This is a genomic window from Bacteroides galacturonicus, from assembly GCF_003096855.1.
GTDB lineage: Bacteria > Bacillota > Clostridia > Lachnospirales > Lachnospiraceae > Lachnospira > Lachnospira rogosae.
This window is the reverse complement of sequence record NZ_QEOA01000003.1, coordinates 461,609-476,566: the sequence shown is the minus strand read 5'-3', so window position 1 is coordinate 476,566 and position 14,958 is coordinate 461,609. Positions and strand designations below refer to the sequence as shown.

24 protein-coding genes are annotated in these 14,958 nt (G+C 36.1%); all 24 read right to left on the bottom strand.

Translation table 11 applies throughout. The features are described from left to right. On the bottom strand, nucleotides 1-587 hold a 587-nt coding region (locus C7390_RS05050), incomplete at its 3' end, for a hypothetical protein (RefSeq protein ID WP_116443713.1). Nucleotides 588-727: 140 nt separating this feature from the next. After that, a complete protein-coding gene (locus C7390_RS05045; RefSeq protein ID WP_318295569.1) occupies nucleotides 728-1,282 on the bottom strand; it encodes a hypothetical protein in 555 nt (184 codons plus the stop codon). Nucleotides 1,283-1,341: 59 nt separating this feature from the next. Then, on the bottom strand, nucleotides 1,342-1,887 hold the full coding sequence (locus C7390_RS05040) for a hypothetical protein (RefSeq protein ID WP_116443712.1): 546 nt from the start codon (nucleotides 1,885-1,887) through the stop codon (nucleotides 1,342-1,344). Nucleotides 1,888-1,950: 63 nt separating this feature from the next. Further along, nucleotides 1,951-2,142 carry a DUF3879 family protein gene (locus tag C7390_RS05035; protein ID WP_318295568.1) on the bottom strand — a complete coding sequence of 64 codons (192 nt, stop codon included), beginning with the start codon at nucleotides 2,140-2,142 and terminating at the stop codon, nucleotides 1,951-1,953. After that, a complete protein-coding gene (locus C7390_RS05030; protein ID WP_318295567.1) occupies nucleotides 2,120-2,617 on the bottom strand; it encodes a hypothetical protein in 498 nt (165 codons plus the stop codon). Before C7390_RS05030 ends, C7390_RS05035 begins: the two co-directional genes overlap by 23 nt. A gap of 379 nt (nucleotides 2,618-2,996) precedes the next feature. After that, a complete protein-coding gene (locus C7390_RS13875) occupies nucleotides 2,997-3,113 on the bottom strand; it encodes an AgrD family cyclic lactone autoinducer peptide (RefSeq protein WP_243142571.1) in 117 nt (38 codons plus the stop codon). A gap of 47 nt (nucleotides 3,114-3,160) precedes the next feature. After that, nucleotides 3,161-3,709, bottom strand: a complete 549-nt coding sequence (locus C7390_RS05020) for a hypothetical protein (RefSeq protein WP_116443711.1) — start codon at nucleotides 3,707-3,709, stop codon at nucleotides 3,161-3,163. 45 nt (nucleotides 3,710-3,754) lie between these two features. Then, entirely contained in the window at nucleotides 3,755-4,528 is a 774-nt protein-coding gene (locus tag C7390_RS05015; RefSeq protein WP_055040312.1) for a hypothetical protein, read from the bottom strand. Continuing rightward, the gene (locus C7390_RS13630) at nucleotides 4,521-4,658 is read right to left on the bottom strand and encodes a hypothetical protein (RefSeq protein WP_154646182.1); all 138 of its coding nucleotides are present in this window, start codon (nucleotides 4,656-4,658) and stop codon (nucleotides 4,521-4,523) included. Before C7390_RS13630 ends, C7390_RS05015 begins: the two co-directional genes overlap by 8 nt. Beyond that, on the bottom strand, nucleotides 4,624-5,358 hold the full coding sequence (locus C7390_RS05010; RefSeq protein ID WP_306787091.1) for a sensor histidine kinase: 735 nt from the start codon (nucleotides 5,356-5,358) through the stop codon (nucleotides 4,624-4,626). Before C7390_RS05010 ends, C7390_RS13630 begins: the two co-directional genes overlap by 35 nt. Nucleotides 5,359-5,390: 32 nt before the next feature. After that, nucleotides 5,391-6,011, bottom strand: coding sequence for a DUF6033 family protein (locus C7390_RS05005; protein WP_318295566.1), 621 nt, complete (start codon nucleotides 6,009-6,011; stop codon nucleotides 5,391-5,393). Between the two features lie 71 nt (nucleotides 6,012-6,082). Next, nucleotides 6,083-6,421 (bottom strand): DUF3879 family protein, encoded by a 339-nt coding sequence (locus C7390_RS13625; RefSeq protein WP_318295572.1) that lies wholly within the window; start codon nucleotides 6,419-6,421, stop codon nucleotides 6,083-6,085. A gap of 240 nt (nucleotides 6,422-6,661) precedes the next feature. Next, a complete protein-coding gene (locus tag C7390_RS04995) occupies nucleotides 6,662-7,132 on the bottom strand; it encodes a hypothetical protein (protein ID WP_055288260.1) in 471 nt (156 codons plus the stop codon). A 27-nt stretch (nucleotides 7,133-7,159) separates the two neighbouring features. Continuing rightward, nucleotides 7,160-7,810 (bottom strand): hypothetical protein, encoded by a 651-nt coding sequence (locus C7390_RS04990; RefSeq protein WP_116443709.1) that lies wholly within the window; start codon nucleotides 7,808-7,810, stop codon nucleotides 7,160-7,162. A 26-nt stretch (nucleotides 7,811-7,836) separates the two neighbouring features. Then, nucleotides 7,837-8,022 carry an HTH domain-containing protein gene (locus C7390_RS04985; protein WP_306787113.1) on the bottom strand — a complete coding sequence of 62 codons (186 nt, stop codon included), beginning with the start codon at nucleotides 8,020-8,022 and terminating at the stop codon, nucleotides 7,837-7,839. A 46-nt stretch (nucleotides 8,023-8,068) separates the two neighbouring features. Further along, nucleotides 8,069-8,818, bottom strand: a complete 750-nt coding sequence (locus tag C7390_RS04980; RefSeq protein WP_055307266.1) for a hypothetical protein — start codon at nucleotides 8,816-8,818, stop codon at nucleotides 8,069-8,071. 131 nt (nucleotides 8,819-8,949) lie between these two features. Then, nucleotides 8,950-9,696 carry a hypothetical protein gene (locus C7390_RS04975; protein ID WP_116443707.1) on the bottom strand — a complete coding sequence of 249 codons (747 nt, stop codon included), beginning with the start codon at nucleotides 9,694-9,696 and terminating at the stop codon, nucleotides 8,950-8,952. A gap of 65 nt (nucleotides 9,697-9,761) precedes the next feature. Then, on the bottom strand, nucleotides 9,762-10,418 hold the full coding sequence (locus tag C7390_RS04970; protein WP_055307268.1) for a DUF3879 family protein: 657 nt from the start codon (nucleotides 10,416-10,418) through the stop codon (nucleotides 9,762-9,764). Nucleotides 10,419-10,550: 132 nt separating this feature from the next. After that, a complete protein-coding gene (locus C7390_RS04965) occupies nucleotides 10,551-11,843 on the bottom strand; it encodes an ATP-binding protein (protein WP_055307269.1) in 1,293 nt (430 codons plus the stop codon). Nucleotides 11,844-11,851: 8 nt separating this feature from the next. Further along, nucleotides 11,852-12,586, bottom strand: coding sequence for a LytR/AlgR family response regulator transcription factor (locus tag C7390_RS04960; RefSeq protein WP_055307270.1), 735 nt, complete (start codon nucleotides 12,584-12,586; stop codon nucleotides 11,852-11,854). 419 nt (nucleotides 12,587-13,005) lie between these two features. Next, nucleotides 13,006-13,218, bottom strand: a complete 213-nt coding sequence (locus tag C7390_RS13870) for a nitroreductase family protein (RefSeq protein ID WP_456362873.1) — start codon at nucleotides 13,216-13,218, stop codon at nucleotides 13,006-13,008. Nucleotides 13,219-13,229: 11 nt separating this feature from the next. Next, entirely contained in the window at nucleotides 13,230-13,379 is a 150-nt protein-coding gene (locus C7390_RS04950; RefSeq protein WP_318295565.1) for a hypothetical protein, read from the bottom strand. A gap of 297 nt (nucleotides 13,380-13,676) precedes the next feature. Beyond that, complete coding sequence (locus tag C7390_RS04945) at nucleotides 13,677-14,282, bottom strand: hypothetical protein (RefSeq protein WP_116443705.1); 606 nt, start codon at nucleotides 14,280-14,282, stop codon at nucleotides 13,677-13,679. Next, nucleotides 14,282-14,953: a hypothetical protein gene (locus tag C7390_RS04940; RefSeq protein WP_116443704.1), complete on the bottom strand. Its 672-nt coding sequence runs from the start codon at nucleotides 14,951-14,953 to the stop codon at nucleotides 14,282-14,284. Before C7390_RS04940 ends, C7390_RS04945 begins: the two co-directional genes overlap by 1 nt. Nucleotides 14,954-14,958 lie beyond the last annotated feature (5 nt).

Below are 14,958 nucleotides of genomic sequence, written 5' to 3'. Positions count from 1 at the left end.
CGTGCCGAATCATTAAAATGAACATATTCGTCAATCATGTCTGAAAAACCAGCTTGAAATTGCTCTGGAACATACATTTCATTTACTTTCCTTAGCCCCACTTCACTTGCACTTAACAAAAATACAGATTCATAAGAAGTTCCTCTATATCCCTCCTGAGCATTCAAAGAATCTACATCTGCTGTCATTGCATTAATCTTCTCTTTTAAATCTTTCATTTCATCTTCTGTCAAATATTCAGAAGCATTTTCGTCCAGCCATTTTTCAAAAACCTCTGATTGATTTTCCGAACAGCCTTCAAACGCATTTTGTTCTCCAGAAATGGAAGTTGCTTTCAAATCTAATTTGAATAAATTTTCACATTTATATTCTGCTGGTATCTCTCTTATCTCTCCATTAATAGATGAAAAATGCATTGTATGAAAATCCGATACCTTATTACGAGCAGTCTCAACTAACTTTCTTGCTGAATCACTGATTTTCACATCATCCTCCGAAATAATATTCTGAGGAACAGTTGTTTTCTTCTCAACCTTATTTTTTACCATCTCTGGATTATTAATATACCTATTTCCTTGAACTTTCATAGTGTCCTCCATAATTTTAATTATTCAAATATATTTTCATAAGTGTATGTATTGGTATATTGCATTTTATCGAAATCTCTGATTTTCTCTAAAAAATATTTATTTTGAGACTTGATCTTTTATCTGAATTGTACCGTCTGCTATGCCGCCTGCGCATCACGGTTCGCTTCTGACTCATACCATCCATCTTTATTTTTGCTATATTTCATACCATTGACCGTAAAATCTTTGGAAGTGTCTATACCCAGATAAGACATAACATCTGTAATTCCTTCTGTGTACCGGGCATATTCCTCCTTTGAATGTGCTACAGTAGTCATTGTCCCACCTGCATTTCGCAGCATGGATGCCAATGCATCTGCCATTCTCTGTGCTTTTACATATGATTGTGTATCATACGGATTATCTCCACCAGAAACCTCTACTCCATGCGCCGTAATCGTAAGCACATGACCTCCATTAACACGGATTCTTTGCCCTTCCGCAATATTAACAGAATTATTCTGCCTGCTAAGTGACGAACTCTTCGCCAATTTTATAGGTGTTTTTAACACTTGAACCAAATCTTCTACCGGATTTAGTAAGTGCTGCGACATCGCCTCATTATAGGTTTCCTTATCTTTAATAGCTGTATTTTTGTAATTAGATGTAAGTCCTCTTGTATTAGGATTAATATAACTTGATATTGACTGCATTGTCTCAATCTCCTTCGTTTTTTCTAAATTCTCTCCTTCTATGTCCAAATAGCTAAGCCTTATTTGTACTTACTATTTGCACTTGTCAAATCAAGATAAGCATCCATACTTTTCGTCCAAAGCAACGATAAATCAAACCTTCCTAATTTGTTTAAATCTTCTATGCATTCTTTAAACATTGAAATAAAATCTCTTCTGTCATTAAGCCCCATATTACCAGCTTCAAGCGGCAGAGACGTGAAACCTCCCTGCTTTTCCACTTTGTAATGTGCCTCCAATGCACGCATTTCGACTACTGTAGCATTTGATGGATTAACATCATTGATATAAATTCTTTGCTCAAACTCTTTCCCGTTTTCATCCACACCTTTCGCTAACACCACAGGATTTTCATCCGTCGAATCATCCGCATATTTAAGACAATAAGAAAGACCTGTACCATTACCTCCTGTCCACAACATATTATCTGTTGTAAATATCTGATATACCTTCGGTGTTTCTGCCGTATAAAATGTCTTTTCCCCAGATGCAGGAGTTTTCATTTGATTACCTTTTTGTTGACCGTACAATGAAGATACGGTATTCAGACCAGAACTAATGTTCATATTTTTGTTCCTCCAATCAGCTCAAAATTTTCTCTTTTTAATTATTCAAATATACCTGATATGTTAAATTTTAGTATCAAGCGTTGCCTGTGCAGGAGATTTCCCCGACTCTGCCAATTCTCTTGTAACAATATCTAATGCACCATCTTTAATTGGCTTACCAATTTCCCAGTTAGGATCAGCCTTTTTTGCGGCATCATAAAATGCCTGTCTGTAAATTCTCTCATATTTTTCAAGGGTGTACCCGGCAGCCAATCTGTCCTTTTTCTGCATTTTGCTTTTGACTTTTGGCAACCATTTTATCCCATTTTATCAGTTCATCAAAACCTTTATTTAGCTTTTCCAATTCTTCATCCATTAACAGCAAACGTCTTTTTCCACTCTCTGAATCATCGCATACATACACTTCTCTTGTTCCATTCCTATATCCTTCTACAATTTTTTGATACATAGTAGAATAGGTATATGCAGCTCCCATTCCAATATCATCGAAACCATACCCATTTTTACTTTCACGGATACTTTTTAAATATTTAGCATTTTCATCCCATAATTCTCGAAGATAATCATTTGACCAAACAGTTTTAGGCACCGTTTCTCTGATATAATTTGCGTAACCAGCGTCTAAGGCAAAACTATCATGTATATATGTGTTTTCCTGATTTTCCCCATCGACTTCATCTGAATGTCCTATCTTCCGGCATACGTCCTTGCCGGATGTTACGGTCATTTTTTCTTGCGATTCATTTGCCTTATGCTTTTTATGAGAAAACCTATAGTTTTCATATGATCGCCTTTTTGATGACCGTACAATGAAGATACGGTATTCTGACCAAAACCGATGTGCATACTTCTATTCCTCCAATCAGTTTATCTGAATTGTACCGTCTACTATCACAAACTGTACGTTTAACTCAGACATAATATCTTTGTGCTGTGTCCGGTTATATGCTAAAATTTCCCGGATATCACTTGCGTAATACTGATAGGTCAGATTCCCGCCCGGATTTAACTGAATTTTCAACGCCTAATCCCATATTAACTCCTTTTGTTTTGCCATTACGATAATCACAACCGCAACACTCCACAAAATATTTCATTATTCTGACCTAGTTTTCCCTTTTCTTAGGTCTTTTCGGCTGGTGATAAATCGCTGAACACTCTGCCGTCCTGCCAAGAACTGTTTTTTCCACTTCATTCCGGGCAATTCTCTCCACTACCTTCAATACCTTGTTTGTAATCTTTTCTTTTTTCAAAATTATAGAAATTGATACTATGCATATGTATCAAAACCTACCTTATTTTTAGTTGTCGCTTCTATAGCAATCATATTTTCTGTTTTTTTATCTTCTTTTTCTTTATCCTCTTTCATTCTCTCCAGCCATTTGTCAATTTCTGAATCCGTACCAGTCTCTCCAAAAATGCCACAGGTTGTCATTTCGGTTCCATTATTCGTAAACTTAAACTCCACTGATATCAGTTTACTACCATGACTTATTGCCGCCTTCTGTGCATTTCGTATAACATCTGGCATAATTGCTAAATTTTCCTCAAGCCATTTCGCAGTTTTTTCATCTCCACATGCCTTTTGCATTACACTTCTGTCAATCAATACAGAAGCATTTTTGCATGGAGTCAAACATTTATACTTGTTAGTCAAATACTTTGAATAGTCTGATACATTTTTAAACTTATTGGCTGAATTCATAGTGTATCCTGCATAATAATTCTTTTCACTATTCTTTGATAGCTTTACATTTTCATTTTTTACATTTCCGTATGTGTATGTATTGGCATACGATGATACTCCATTAATTCCCATACTGCATCTCTCCTTTCTATTTAGCCTTGATTTTTTATTTGCAGGCTATTGGGTTTTGTTCGATACGCTTACTGCCATTGTAAAATTTGCCTCATAAGAAGCTACTGCCTGACTTATTGTGACAGTCTTAGCAGACGAACTACTCTCAGCCACCAATCGAGTTCTGGCATCCTGAGCGGATAACCTTTTATTTTGCGCATATTCTTCATAAGCTGTTCTTTCCGCTTGTTTTTTCTGAATCCGCTTTTTTTCCTGTTGTTTCTTTACCTGATTTTCTATTCTCTTTTTATTTTCTATTCTGCGCTCCCAAAAACTATTTTTTGACTTATCATTAAAAATCTTCCCACCATTCCCATTGTTATAACCAGCACTCCACATCTCAGCATGACATTCTTCTTTTGATGCTCCATAATATATTGTAGAAAACGCTCCTCCGCATATACCGGACCATTTATCTGGTTGTGACCAACCCACTTGCAAATCATTTAATACCCATGCTTCATACTCTGGATCATTCTTCATTGCTTCAAAACCCGCCTCTGAAATTGTAACAGATATTGACTCGCCTGCTCTTGTGGGGTGCATTGGAATTTGAGATATTTTATTATAAATGTACTGCTTGTATTCCACCATCGTCATATCTTTAGCAGACACAGAACCTATTTTTGAATTGCCCACTATACTTCCACTAGCTTCGCTCTTTTCTCTTACACTATCCGCAAACCTTGTATCTTCCTTCTCCTGATCTTTAGCCGCATTTTTCTGTTGGTACTGATTGTAAGCCCGTGTCATATAGTTCACATTAATTGTATTACTCATAGTAACCTCCTTTGCTTTCTTTATCGGATAAAATAACCTGTTCTCCTAGTCCCATATCATCAAACGACCATATTACGCACACAAAGACCATCTCTTTACAAGATGACCACTGCCTTAAATTCATCTTCATCGCAGGAAAGCACCATATCACCGCCATATTTATCCACAACTGCTTTTACATTTAACAATCCAATACCGTGATGATCCCCTCTTTTGCTCTTTATCGTATCATTTTCAATTTCCACCTTTTCTGTCACCGGATTTCTTACCGCAAATATCAGTTTATGTTCTTCGCACTCTAATTTCAGATGAATGACCGCTTTCCCGGTATTTTTCAGTACCTTTTCACTCTCCCGGATTGCATTATCCAATAAATTGGAAAGCAGAATCACAATCTCTTCCTCTTCCAGACAAATCTCCTGCAGATCCCCTACTTTCAGGATAACCGCTATGTGTTTCTCCTGCATGCTGCGGTACTTCTGGTTTAAAACAGCATTGACCACCGGATGGTTCATGTTGATTGCCGACATCTCAACTGCTATGCTCTCTGTCAGTTTCTGCGTAAATGAAAGTGCCTCATCTGTGTGTCCATTCTTAATCAACGTCTGGATTGTGGAAAGCTGATTTTTATAATCGTACATTTTTCTTCGCTGACGCTCATAGATTTCTTCCCGGTCCTGATAATCTGCAATACGATTTTTCTGATTTTGTTCCGTAAGTACCGCAATTTTTATTCTCTCTTCTCTTTCAATGGTATTCTGCATGAACTCCATAAGGATAAGGTTAATCGCAACCAGTCCCACCGAAAGAAATAAAAATACATTCTGCATGTCAATACATCCCGGCATACTCATATCAGTTTCTATGCCAGCACATCAAATGTCGAAACTCCGCTTTCCGTCACTCCTATAGGAATTGAAGTACCTACCAATTCCACCATTTTTCCTGTCAGGTCAGCTACATCTTTTCCATCAATTTTCAGATTATATTGCCATTCTTCCTGCTCCTGTTTTTCGGCACGCTGTTTTTCCAGCCGTTCCTCTGTCTCTTTCTTTTCTGCTTTTCTTTTCTCGAGTCTTTCTTCAAGTTCTTTCCTTGCTTTTTCTGTTCCCGGATCAACCTCATCTTGAGTACACATTACAGAACTCATGCTATCATATCCATTTATAGTAATACTATAACTCAGTATCTTTGCTCCTCTTGCTGCCACATAAGCTCTTGACTGTTCTATTGTTTTTGGTATTAGCGATAAATTGTACTCCAACCATTGTTTTGTCTTTTCATCTCCCATAGCCTCTGACAAAAGAGAACTGTTTATATTTACGGAATAATCCCTGCTTCGCAAGCAATCGTATTTTTGTGTTAAATAGTTCTTATATTCATGGGCATTCTTATATGTCCTGCCCGTTTTGTTTCCAGCATTTTGTGTATCGCCATAACGATTCGTATATGACGCATAAGTTTCTATTCCTGTAACTGCCATATTAACATATCTCCTTTCATTATTCGGAGTCCTTCCAACTATGCCACCTGTTGGATTTTTCTCACCTACATCTATACTTTAAAATCTAATCCACAAAGAGTATCTTCCATCTGATTTAAAATACTTGTATCAAATGCATCTCCCGGCTTCCATCCAGGATTATTTTTCTTTACCAGTGTCTCCATTCTTGAAGCATAATCTCCAGCCATTCTGCTCAATGTCCACGAAGCGGAATTTCGCTGTTCAGAAGGAATCGTATTCAAATACTGTTTGATTACATCATGTCTCTTGCTTTCTTCTGGTATATATGCACCATTGCTACTGATAAAATCCTGCTTTACAACCTTTTCTAAATCCGACTTCACCTTATCCGATACAGACACTATCTTTTTCCAATCCTTACCATTGATACAACGGTCTGCCTGTTCCTTTGATAAAAAAGGTACACCATCTTTATTATAGTAATAATTGTTATTTCTATATTGACACCCAGAATCTAGGGTCGTAATCCCAGTCTACTTGTGTGAAAAATTTTTCTGAAAGAAGAATTTGTTTATTAGCAAACTTTGCGAAAATAAATTTTTATTGTTAATATTTACATTCATATTTCACTCTCTCCTATAATACAAAATTGTAGCCACATTACATTTTTAATATGTATAATATACTTTTATTGTTTCAGTAGATGTTGAAACTGTTCCTTTTGTAACAATCCATATTTTCCACTTGCCTGACGGATCAAAACCATTAAAATCATTAATTGTTATTGTTCCACTCTTACTTACTGTTGTATAATTAACATTTCCATTGCCATCTTCTACATATAAATAAAACGAATCACTTCCTGAACTAACCCTACTATACACCTCTATTTTTAAAATCTGAGGATTTGATCCACTTACAGACCCTGATGAAACAGTTGAAATATTTGATGCTGTCCCATATACAGAATTTAATTTTGTTGTTGTCTTAGTCCAATAATTTGTAGCCCTCACTGATACAGTAGAATTTATAGTTATTGTTTCCTCTGCCGGTGCAACTTCTGCTGCCGATACAGGAGTTACAAGAAGAGCTGTGCATAATACGATTCCACTCAAAAAATAAGATATAATTTTCTTCATCGTAAATACTCCATTTAAAATTCTGAATTATGAACTCAATTCCGTTACCAGTGAAGAATATCTTTTTGTCCGGTTCTTTATATCCTCCTCACTGACACCATAATAACAATATAAATCTCTGGCTATTTTCTTAAACCTTTTTATGACCGACTTATTTCCAGAGTAAGATATTCCAAATATATTCCAGGTATAATCTACCTCTATTTCCATTAAATCCTCACCAATTTTTATTTCATATAAATGAAAATCCATGGGAATTACATTATCAGGCATTTGGTTAATCAATTTATTTCTAATTTCCATTTCATTCAAAAAATTTTTAACAGATTCTTCATTATGAAAATCTGGTTTTGGAATATCCTTCCTTTGGCCCAAAAGTTCTGGTTTATGCTGCATAATCAAACTAGCTTTTAGATTTTTCTGTCGTTCTATCCAATTTGTTGCGGCAGGATTGATTTCCACTAAATCATAATGATCCTTTGCGTATTGCACCACTTCCGCAAGTGTATGCGGGTTGGCCGCTATTCTCTTTTCTATCCTTTTTCGTCTGGATTGATAGATAGCATTTCGGATTCTAATCTTTAGAGATTTCTTTTGAGCTTCTCCAAATATAAAAACACTTGTGGGACCATCTTCACCATTTATTATGGAAACTTGATTGATACTTTTATTTTTCATAAGTGCCCTCTACTCACAAATCCCGATTATATCGGTGATTCACAATCTTTTAGCCAAAATCGCAGTTCCATAATCGTCACAGCAATTTTATACTTTACTTCGATTTCAATCTTTTCTGGTGGATTGGCTAAAAGCCTGTCAATATCTTTTTCCTCAACACCAGCCATTTTTGCTATCGTTAGCTTGGATATGCCATAATAGGAAACAAGCACTTCCAACTAATGCATTGATTTGATATTTTCCTTTTACCGAACCCTCTTATGCCTTAATATCAAAACTTGATCTATCAGGTGCAGAAATACTCACAGATTCTGCTACAAGGCTCTGTGTCATACTTTTTACATCATTACCAGTTACGGATAAGGTATAATCACCCGTTTCTTTTCCTTCTGCCGATTTTTCTGCACGTTTCTTTGCAGCTTTTTCTTCCTCTGCTTTTTTAGCAGCTCTTTTTTCTTTTACCTTTTCCTCTTTTTCTCTGTTCTCTTTTGCCTTTCGTTCAGCATTCTCTTTCGCTATTTTCCCATCTGGATCATTTGTACCAGATGCTGTCTCTATAATATTTCCGTTTGCATCAATCATATAACTCTGATTTGTCACAGTGCCCAAACATCCATTAATCGTATCTTTTGTACAATCCGGAATGGCTGCTAAGTTTTCCTCCAGATACTTTGCTTTTTCCGGATCATTCATGCACTTTTGTAAAAATGCACTTGAAACAGATACCGTTGTCGGAATACCCTGCATTGAAGTCAGCCCTATATTCATATAATGGTATTTTCCTTGCAAGTATTTTGAATAATCATTTACATTACTATACCCTGTCTTAATCTGCTCTGTTTTTGTCACACCGGGACGTGATGTTTTTAATTCAACTGTACTTGTTGTCACATTGCCGTCCTTTGTATTTGTACTATCCTTTTCACTATCTGTTTTTTTAACAGTATTCTTGTAATTTGAAGCATAATACGATGTGTAACTACTGTTATTGATACCTGTAATTGCCATAATCCTACCTCCCTGTTATTGAAACTTAAAATAATTTCTATTATATTGAACGACTTGGATATTTAATTTCTCTCAGCCTCAATATGATATGTAATTACTATTTTTATTTGTAAATCATAGTACTAACATTATCAAATCTTAATGCTCATCAATAACTGCTCTCTATTAGGCTGAATCATTGTATATTTCTCCTTAAATGAGGTAATTGCACCATACATCTTCTTTCCTAAGTTTTCAGTAATCTCATCCTTCCCCCTGGTTTTTTGCTCCTCAATGTAAGCCGATGCCAAAGTTGACCTTGTGGTAATTTTTGAAATTTTATTCATTTCTTCACCAATAATTCCACGGGCATGCTGATTGGTTGTCTCCATTGTCACAAAGTCATCCACTGTTTTTTTATATGCAGCATCTAAATTGCTTAACTCTTCATCCTTTGTAAGCTTATGAGTTCCATTTTCATCTGTCACATATATTTCCCGTGTACCAGATTCATATCCCTGAACAATTTCATCATACAACTCTGCATATGCTGCAACATAACCGTTCGCTCTGTCTGTAGTGCTTAAAGCATTTTGCCCGGCATTAGCAGCATCTTTATTCAATTCTGCTGCTTTCTTTGAAATTTCATATCCATAATCAATATCTCTGATTTTTTCACTTTTTAACAGTTCTCTCCGCTGAAGTACATCATCATAGGTTTCCTGTCTGTTCTGCTGTATACAGTTGCGATAATACTCCATTCCCTCATTAGAAATAGAAAGCTTTACCGATTGTTCCGTTGTATGTTTTTCGTTTGTCTGCTTATTTTCTTTCTGGACTTTAACATTATTTTTTTCTACGATCAGATTCGTATTGTTCATGTAATTAGATATTTTCATATCCTATTTTTCCTCCTTAAAACCCATTATCTTAGTTCCACCTCGTAGCTCATAAATAAATCTATCTATAACTTTATATCTACTGACTTCCTACCACTTTCCACCGACTCTCTCGTAATGCCATCCAATGAGCCAGCCGGTATTGTTTTACCCGCTTTCCATGTAGGATCTGCGGCTTTTGCAACTTCTGCAAATGCCTGTCTGTATTGATGTTCATATTGTTCCATTGTCCAGCCTGCTGATAAACGGTCATCTTTATCCATTTTTCTATATAAATTGTTATATACACTCTCCCTTTTGGTAGTATCACCATTTAAAGTACCGTTTTCATTTAAGAATTCTTTCTTTGCCAGTTCAAACATTTCTTCCCGGCTGCTCTCTGGAATAGAAATGATATGTTTATAACTGTTTCTGTTCTCATCCGTTACAGCAAGTCCTGTTAATCCGGTATTCGGATCAATCCAGTCTCCATTTTTGTCATACTGGCTCATCAGGTTCTTAATTGCCTGAACATTTGTAAACATTGCACCGTTTCCATTTTTCATCATCTCACTCAGTGCTGCTTTATACTTTTTACTGTTTGTGTCAATCCCTGCTGCTTTTAATTGTTTCTGTACAGAACTGCTGTTCATTTGGGACAACTGAATATTGTTGACTAAATTTGTTTTTGATGTTCCAAATGTCGTTTGAAATAAAAAACCGTAGTCCGTAATTCTTGACATAATCGAAGCCTCCTATCATTAAATTTTTTATATCTGTCATCCGCTTTATTTTTCTTTTTCTATCGACAACCCACTTCTAATATTTTACCTTTTCTGCACCAAGTACGATTTTTTTGCACGAAGTAAGACTTTTTATGAATTGAGGAATAACTCAGCAATAAATTTATTTCCATCACTTTTCAATATTAAATTTCCATCATATTTTTTTACACTGCTCTGAACATTCAGCAGTCCTATTCCACCGCCTTTTCCTTTCGCTGATACCGGAAAACCATTTTTCCACTTTACCTCCCCGCAGTTATTTTCGATGCTGGCAGCTATCATTTTATGGTATGAGCCAATCTTAATCGAAATATATTTCCCGCCTTCAAGCTTCTCTGCAGCCTCAATCGCATTATCCAATAAATTTCCAAAAATAGTTGTAATGTCGATTGGTGCAAGGAAATTCAGATTCACATTATCCACCTTTATGGTTACTGAAATACCTTTTTCCTTCATAACGGATTCTTTATCGGTAAGAAGAATGTTTAATATTGGATTTTCTGTGTATTGAACCGGAATGAGCGGCTTTAACAGTTCTCTGATTTCCGCTGCATATTCTCCTGCCGTATTCCCCTGCTCTGCACCATATAATCCTTCGATTGCTTTAATATGCTTATTTACATCATGTAATATGTGGACGGTTTGATCATATTTTTTTGTCTGCGTCAAATAGTATTCGTATTGTACCTTTGCCTGTTGCTCTAAAGCGATGAGCTGCTTTTCATAATAGTTCTTTTCATCTGCCATTTTAACAAAATATAAAAGGTATAGATCTGCCAGAACAATACACCCCATATTGACTGCACATAAATAATTTTCTTCTCCATTTTTAAAATTCTCTACAATTACACCCATGTTAATCAGATTGTATAGGAGTATCATTCCATACATGATGTACCTTGTCTTTGCATAAGGAATATCGCTCTTTTTCACAAACCTGTTTATGAATGTATAATACAAAAAAATAAGTATTACTTTTGAAAATGTTACCTCAAGGCAGTAAAGCATCGTTTCATTCACATTTTTTATATCTGCTGCCTGCAAAATACATTGTAAAAGAATCACTCCTAATGATTCACAGACAGACATGCAAAATACCAATGCCTCACATTCAATGATACGTCTTAACGGTTTATCCATATCCTCATAATACAGAGCATATGCGATCACCCCCGTCAACACGCCCCAGACCACCAGATTTAATATGGAATGATTGAACATATTGATACAGGTTGTAAAAATCACTGTGACAGTCTCAACCACAATATATACATATCTATTTTGACTGCTTCTTTTATACTTTCCATTCATAAACTGGAACAGTATGGTACTTATGATAAAACAGGAAAGAGCATTACATAATATCAGTAAAATCGTATTCATCGTTTCTCCTATGAATTTTTCTGCAAAAATTTATTTACTTCTTCTCTAAAATCGCTGCTTCTCTTTTGCGCAATCTGGAGTTCTTTTCCATTGTCCAGATAAATGGTAAAGCCTTTTATTTTTTCAATATGCCTTAAATTAACCAGATTTCCTCTGCAATTCACAACAAAATCATAGGGCTGCAGTTCTTCAACCAGTTTTTCAAAAATGCAGTCATACTCATATGTTATATCAGACAACGCTATCAGTACTTTTCTTGATCTTTTTATGTATTCAAAATATAAAATGTCCCTGAGTTTCAATTTGATTGACAGATACTCTTTCCCATTGCTGTCCGTCACTTTATAAAAATCCTTTTCTGCTCCGGTATCCGGCAGTTGATCCAGTAGTTCCAACATCTGCATTTCCAATTTATCATATTCCAGTGGTTTACATAGAAATGAAAATGCATGAACTTCGTTAATGACCTGCATACAATATTCTTCATAACTCGTAATATACACTAATTTCACATCTGGAAATTTTTCTTTCAATGTTCTCCCCAGTTTAATACCATTCAGTTCTTCCATCGAAATATCTAAAATTCCGATATCAATGTTGCTGATATTTTCAAGCATTTGATTTGCAGACGCAAATTGCTCAATATGATAAGCAATCTTTTGACTTGTAAAAATCTTATGCAGCATATTCACTGCACGCTCAAGATCTGCTATATCGTCATCACAGACAACAATTTCCAGCATAGCACTCACCTTCTTTCTCATTTATATATCGGTTCAATCTTTATTCTGTTTCAAATCTCACCTATAAAAGATATCACATGAAACAAAATATTATGGTATTTCTTCACCAAATACGATTTTTTAACACGAAATACGATTAAAAAGAAAAGCAGTAAACCATTTGCTCCTGTTAATACACAAAAGCACTGTATCTCAAACTCTTTGAAATACAATGCTTCCCTGCATTTTCTATATCGTCATGTTGATATTATTACTTTACTATCCTGCACACTCTCTGGGAGTGACTGTATCTATCAAAAAAGAAGCCAGCAGTTTATTCACGCACTACTGACTTCCTATATTATTCATTTTATTTACTTCGCTGCGTCTCAGACAAGTTTTCCATCTTTAAACACAATCTCTTTTATTTCTTAATATGCTTAAAAAGTTTCGTAACAAACAAGGCTTTCAAGCGCTTTTCTATCCTTTGAATGTCTGTCTGGTGATGCCTTTTCTGTGTCAGCATATCCCACCGCAATAATTGCTATTGGTTCAAGGTTACTTGGAATATTAAACTCATTTCTGATAATCTCAGGATCAAAATATGTAAGCCAACAAGAACTAAGTCCTAAATCCTCTGCTTCTAATACTATATGATCCGCAACTATTGTTGCATCAACACTTCTTTGGTATTTATCAACGATAATATGCGATTCATCATAGCATCCTCATTATCCTCAAATGTCAGAACTAACATTTTCCCATACACATCACCTGCCTTATTACATTTATCTACTGCTGAAGCTTTGGTCAATACAAAAGAATAATTCCTATGTCCAGCCAAGAAGTACATTATCTGCTGTTTGGTTTTTCTTTGATAACTTCAATGAAACTATCTTTTCCCATGTGAACAGTCAGTTTGACCTTGTTCCCCCCTGCTATGCTGAGCCCAAAACTCATCTGCCTGTTTAATCTTTTCTTCAGCTGTAATTTGTTTCTCCCCAGTTTTTGTCTCCTGAGTTTCTATCAAGTTATCAGCCGCAATCGGTTCATCTTTTTTTGTACCTGCGGTTTGCAGTATTGCATACGGGGCTGTGGGTTTTATTTCCTGCTATGCTTTGGCATCAAAGCTACTCTGCATATCTACCACATTTACCATTTCTTCGCCTGCCATCGGAATCCCTCTCTTGGCATTTCCCCATGCCTCGTTATAGATCATGCACATTTCCGTCTGTCTGGCGGCCTCTGCATTAGTCGTATACATCGTCCACCCATTATTGGAATAAGTCGTCACCATCTCCCCGTTTTTATCGTAAAACTCTATGTAATCGCTGTTGCCTGACGGCAGTTTCTGATATTTCACTTTCCCTTCAAGCAGTGTTGCCACAAAATCTATTGGCTTCAGCACATTCTGTCTGTTCCTTGAAATAGCTTTCAGCCCGGAAGTAATAATCCCTTTTCTGTCCGGGGACACTTCCGATGTGTAGCTTTTCATCAGCCTATTAAATCCTTCGGATTTGTTTTGGAACTGCCCTTTTTCAAAATCCTCATAAGCTTGTTCCCTGATCTGCTTCCGGTATTCTTTATCACTGACACCGCTTTTCTTTTTAGAGAAAATATATTTGTCATTGAAGTCCGGCAGATGGATGCCGCCTATACTGCCTGTTCCAGAAAAGAACCTTTGTTGTAATGAACCATTGGACGAATTAACTTGCATTATACCACCCTCTCCTGTAAATTTCCTAGTCTATTCAATATTTGATACATCTGGCTATTGCCAAACATATAACTTTGCAAAACAAGCGGTCTCTCTGCCCGTCTGTTTTCTCGGTACAGCTTCATATAGGCATCCTTAACCTGATAAAAGCTGTCCTCCAATTCTTCCATCTCCTCTGTTGGCATTTCAGGAATATTCCCCTGAATGACCTGCCCCTGGGCTGTTATTCTGGCACAGGATTTCTGCCATGCCACTTCCTGCTCAAATTGTATATCCAACCACTCTATCTCATCTTCTTTTGTCAGCGGCGTCCCATCTACCTTATAATACTGTTCATTTTCATAGCGCTGTTCAATTTCAGAATACAGCCTTGCATAACTCAGCCCACAAGCATTCACAACATCCGAATAGCCATACTGCCCTTTTTCTTCCCTGATTTCCTTTAATATTCCGGCTCTCATATCGCTGAACGATGTAACCGAATGCACAACTGTATGCTTAATTTTATCCATTAAATTTTCCCTGTTTTTCGATAATTGAGAAACCTCTAAAGTATCCTTATGAAACACCTTCTGGTCTTCATTTTGGCTTTCCTGTTTTCCCAAATATTCCCTATCAAACATGGAAAAATCCGGCAAATGAATAGGATGACTTAAAAATGTAATTGACATATCTC

What these genes read in the sequence shown, in the direction of transcription:
- C7390_RS04960 (WP_055307270.1), bottom strand. Translation starts at nt 12,586, where the DNA reads ATGCTGGAAATTGTTGTCTGTGATGACGATATAGCAGATCTTGAGCGT.
- C7390_RS05005 (WP_318295566.1), bottom strand. Translation starts at nt 6,011, where the DNA reads ATGGCAGTTACAGGAATAGAAACTTATGCGTCATATACGAATCGTTAT.
- C7390_RS04990 (WP_116443709.1), bottom strand. Translation starts at nt 7,810, where the DNA reads ATGAAAAATAAAAGTATCAATCAAGTTTCCATAATAAATGGTGAAGAT.
- C7390_RS04945 (WP_116443705.1), bottom strand. Translation starts at nt 14,282, where the DNA reads ATGCAAGTTAATTCGTCCAATGGTTCATTACAACAAAGGTTCTTTTCT.
- C7390_RS05045 (WP_318295569.1), bottom strand. Translation starts at nt 1,282, where the DNA reads ATGCAGTCAATATCAAGTTATATTAATCCTAATACAAGAGGACTTACA.
- C7390_RS05020 (WP_116443711.1), bottom strand. Translation starts at nt 3,709, where the DNA reads ATGGGAATTAATGGAGTATCATCGTATGCCAATACATACACATACGGA.
- C7390_RS05030 (WP_318295567.1), bottom strand. Translation starts at nt 2,617, where the DNA reads ATGACCGTAACATCCGGCAAGGACGTATGCCGGAAGATAGGACATTCA.
- C7390_RS13630 (WP_154646182.1), bottom strand. Translation starts at nt 4,658, where the DNA reads ATGAAGATGAATTTAAGGCAGTGGTCATCTTGTAAAGAGATGGTCTTT.
- C7390_RS04965 (WP_055307269.1), bottom strand. Translation starts at nt 11,843, where the DNA reads ATGAATACGATTTTACTGATATTATGTAATGCTCTTTCCTGTTTTATC.
- C7390_RS04995 (WP_055288260.1), bottom strand. Translation starts at nt 7,132, where the DNA reads ATGAAGAAAATTATATCTTATTTTTTGAGTGGAATCGTATTATGCACA.
- C7390_RS05010 (WP_306787091.1), bottom strand. Translation starts at nt 5,358, where the DNA reads ATGCAGAATGTATTTTTATTTCTTTCGGTGGGACTGGTTGCGATTAAC.
- C7390_RS04975 (WP_116443707.1), bottom strand. Translation starts at nt 9,696, where the DNA reads ATGAAAATATCTAATTACATGAACAATACGAATCTGATCGTAGAAAAA.
- C7390_RS04980 (WP_055307266.1), bottom strand. Translation starts at nt 8,818, where the DNA reads ATGGCAATTACAGGTATCAATAACAGTAGTTACACATCGTATTATGCT.
- C7390_RS05040 (WP_116443712.1), bottom strand. Translation starts at nt 1,887, where the DNA reads ATGAACATTAGTTCTGGTCTGAATACCGTATCTTCATTGTACGGTCAA.
- C7390_RS04970 (WP_055307268.1), bottom strand. Translation starts at nt 10,418, where the DNA reads ATGTCAAGAATTACGGACTACGGTTTTTTATTTCAAACGACATTTGGA.
- C7390_RS04940 (WP_116443704.1), bottom strand. Translation starts at nt 14,953, where the DNA reads ATGTCAATTACATTTTTAAGTCATCCTATTCATTTGCCGGATTTTTCC.
- C7390_RS05015 (WP_055040312.1), bottom strand. Translation starts at nt 4,528, where the DNA reads ATGAGTAATACAATTAATGTGAACTATATGACACGGGCTTACAATCAG.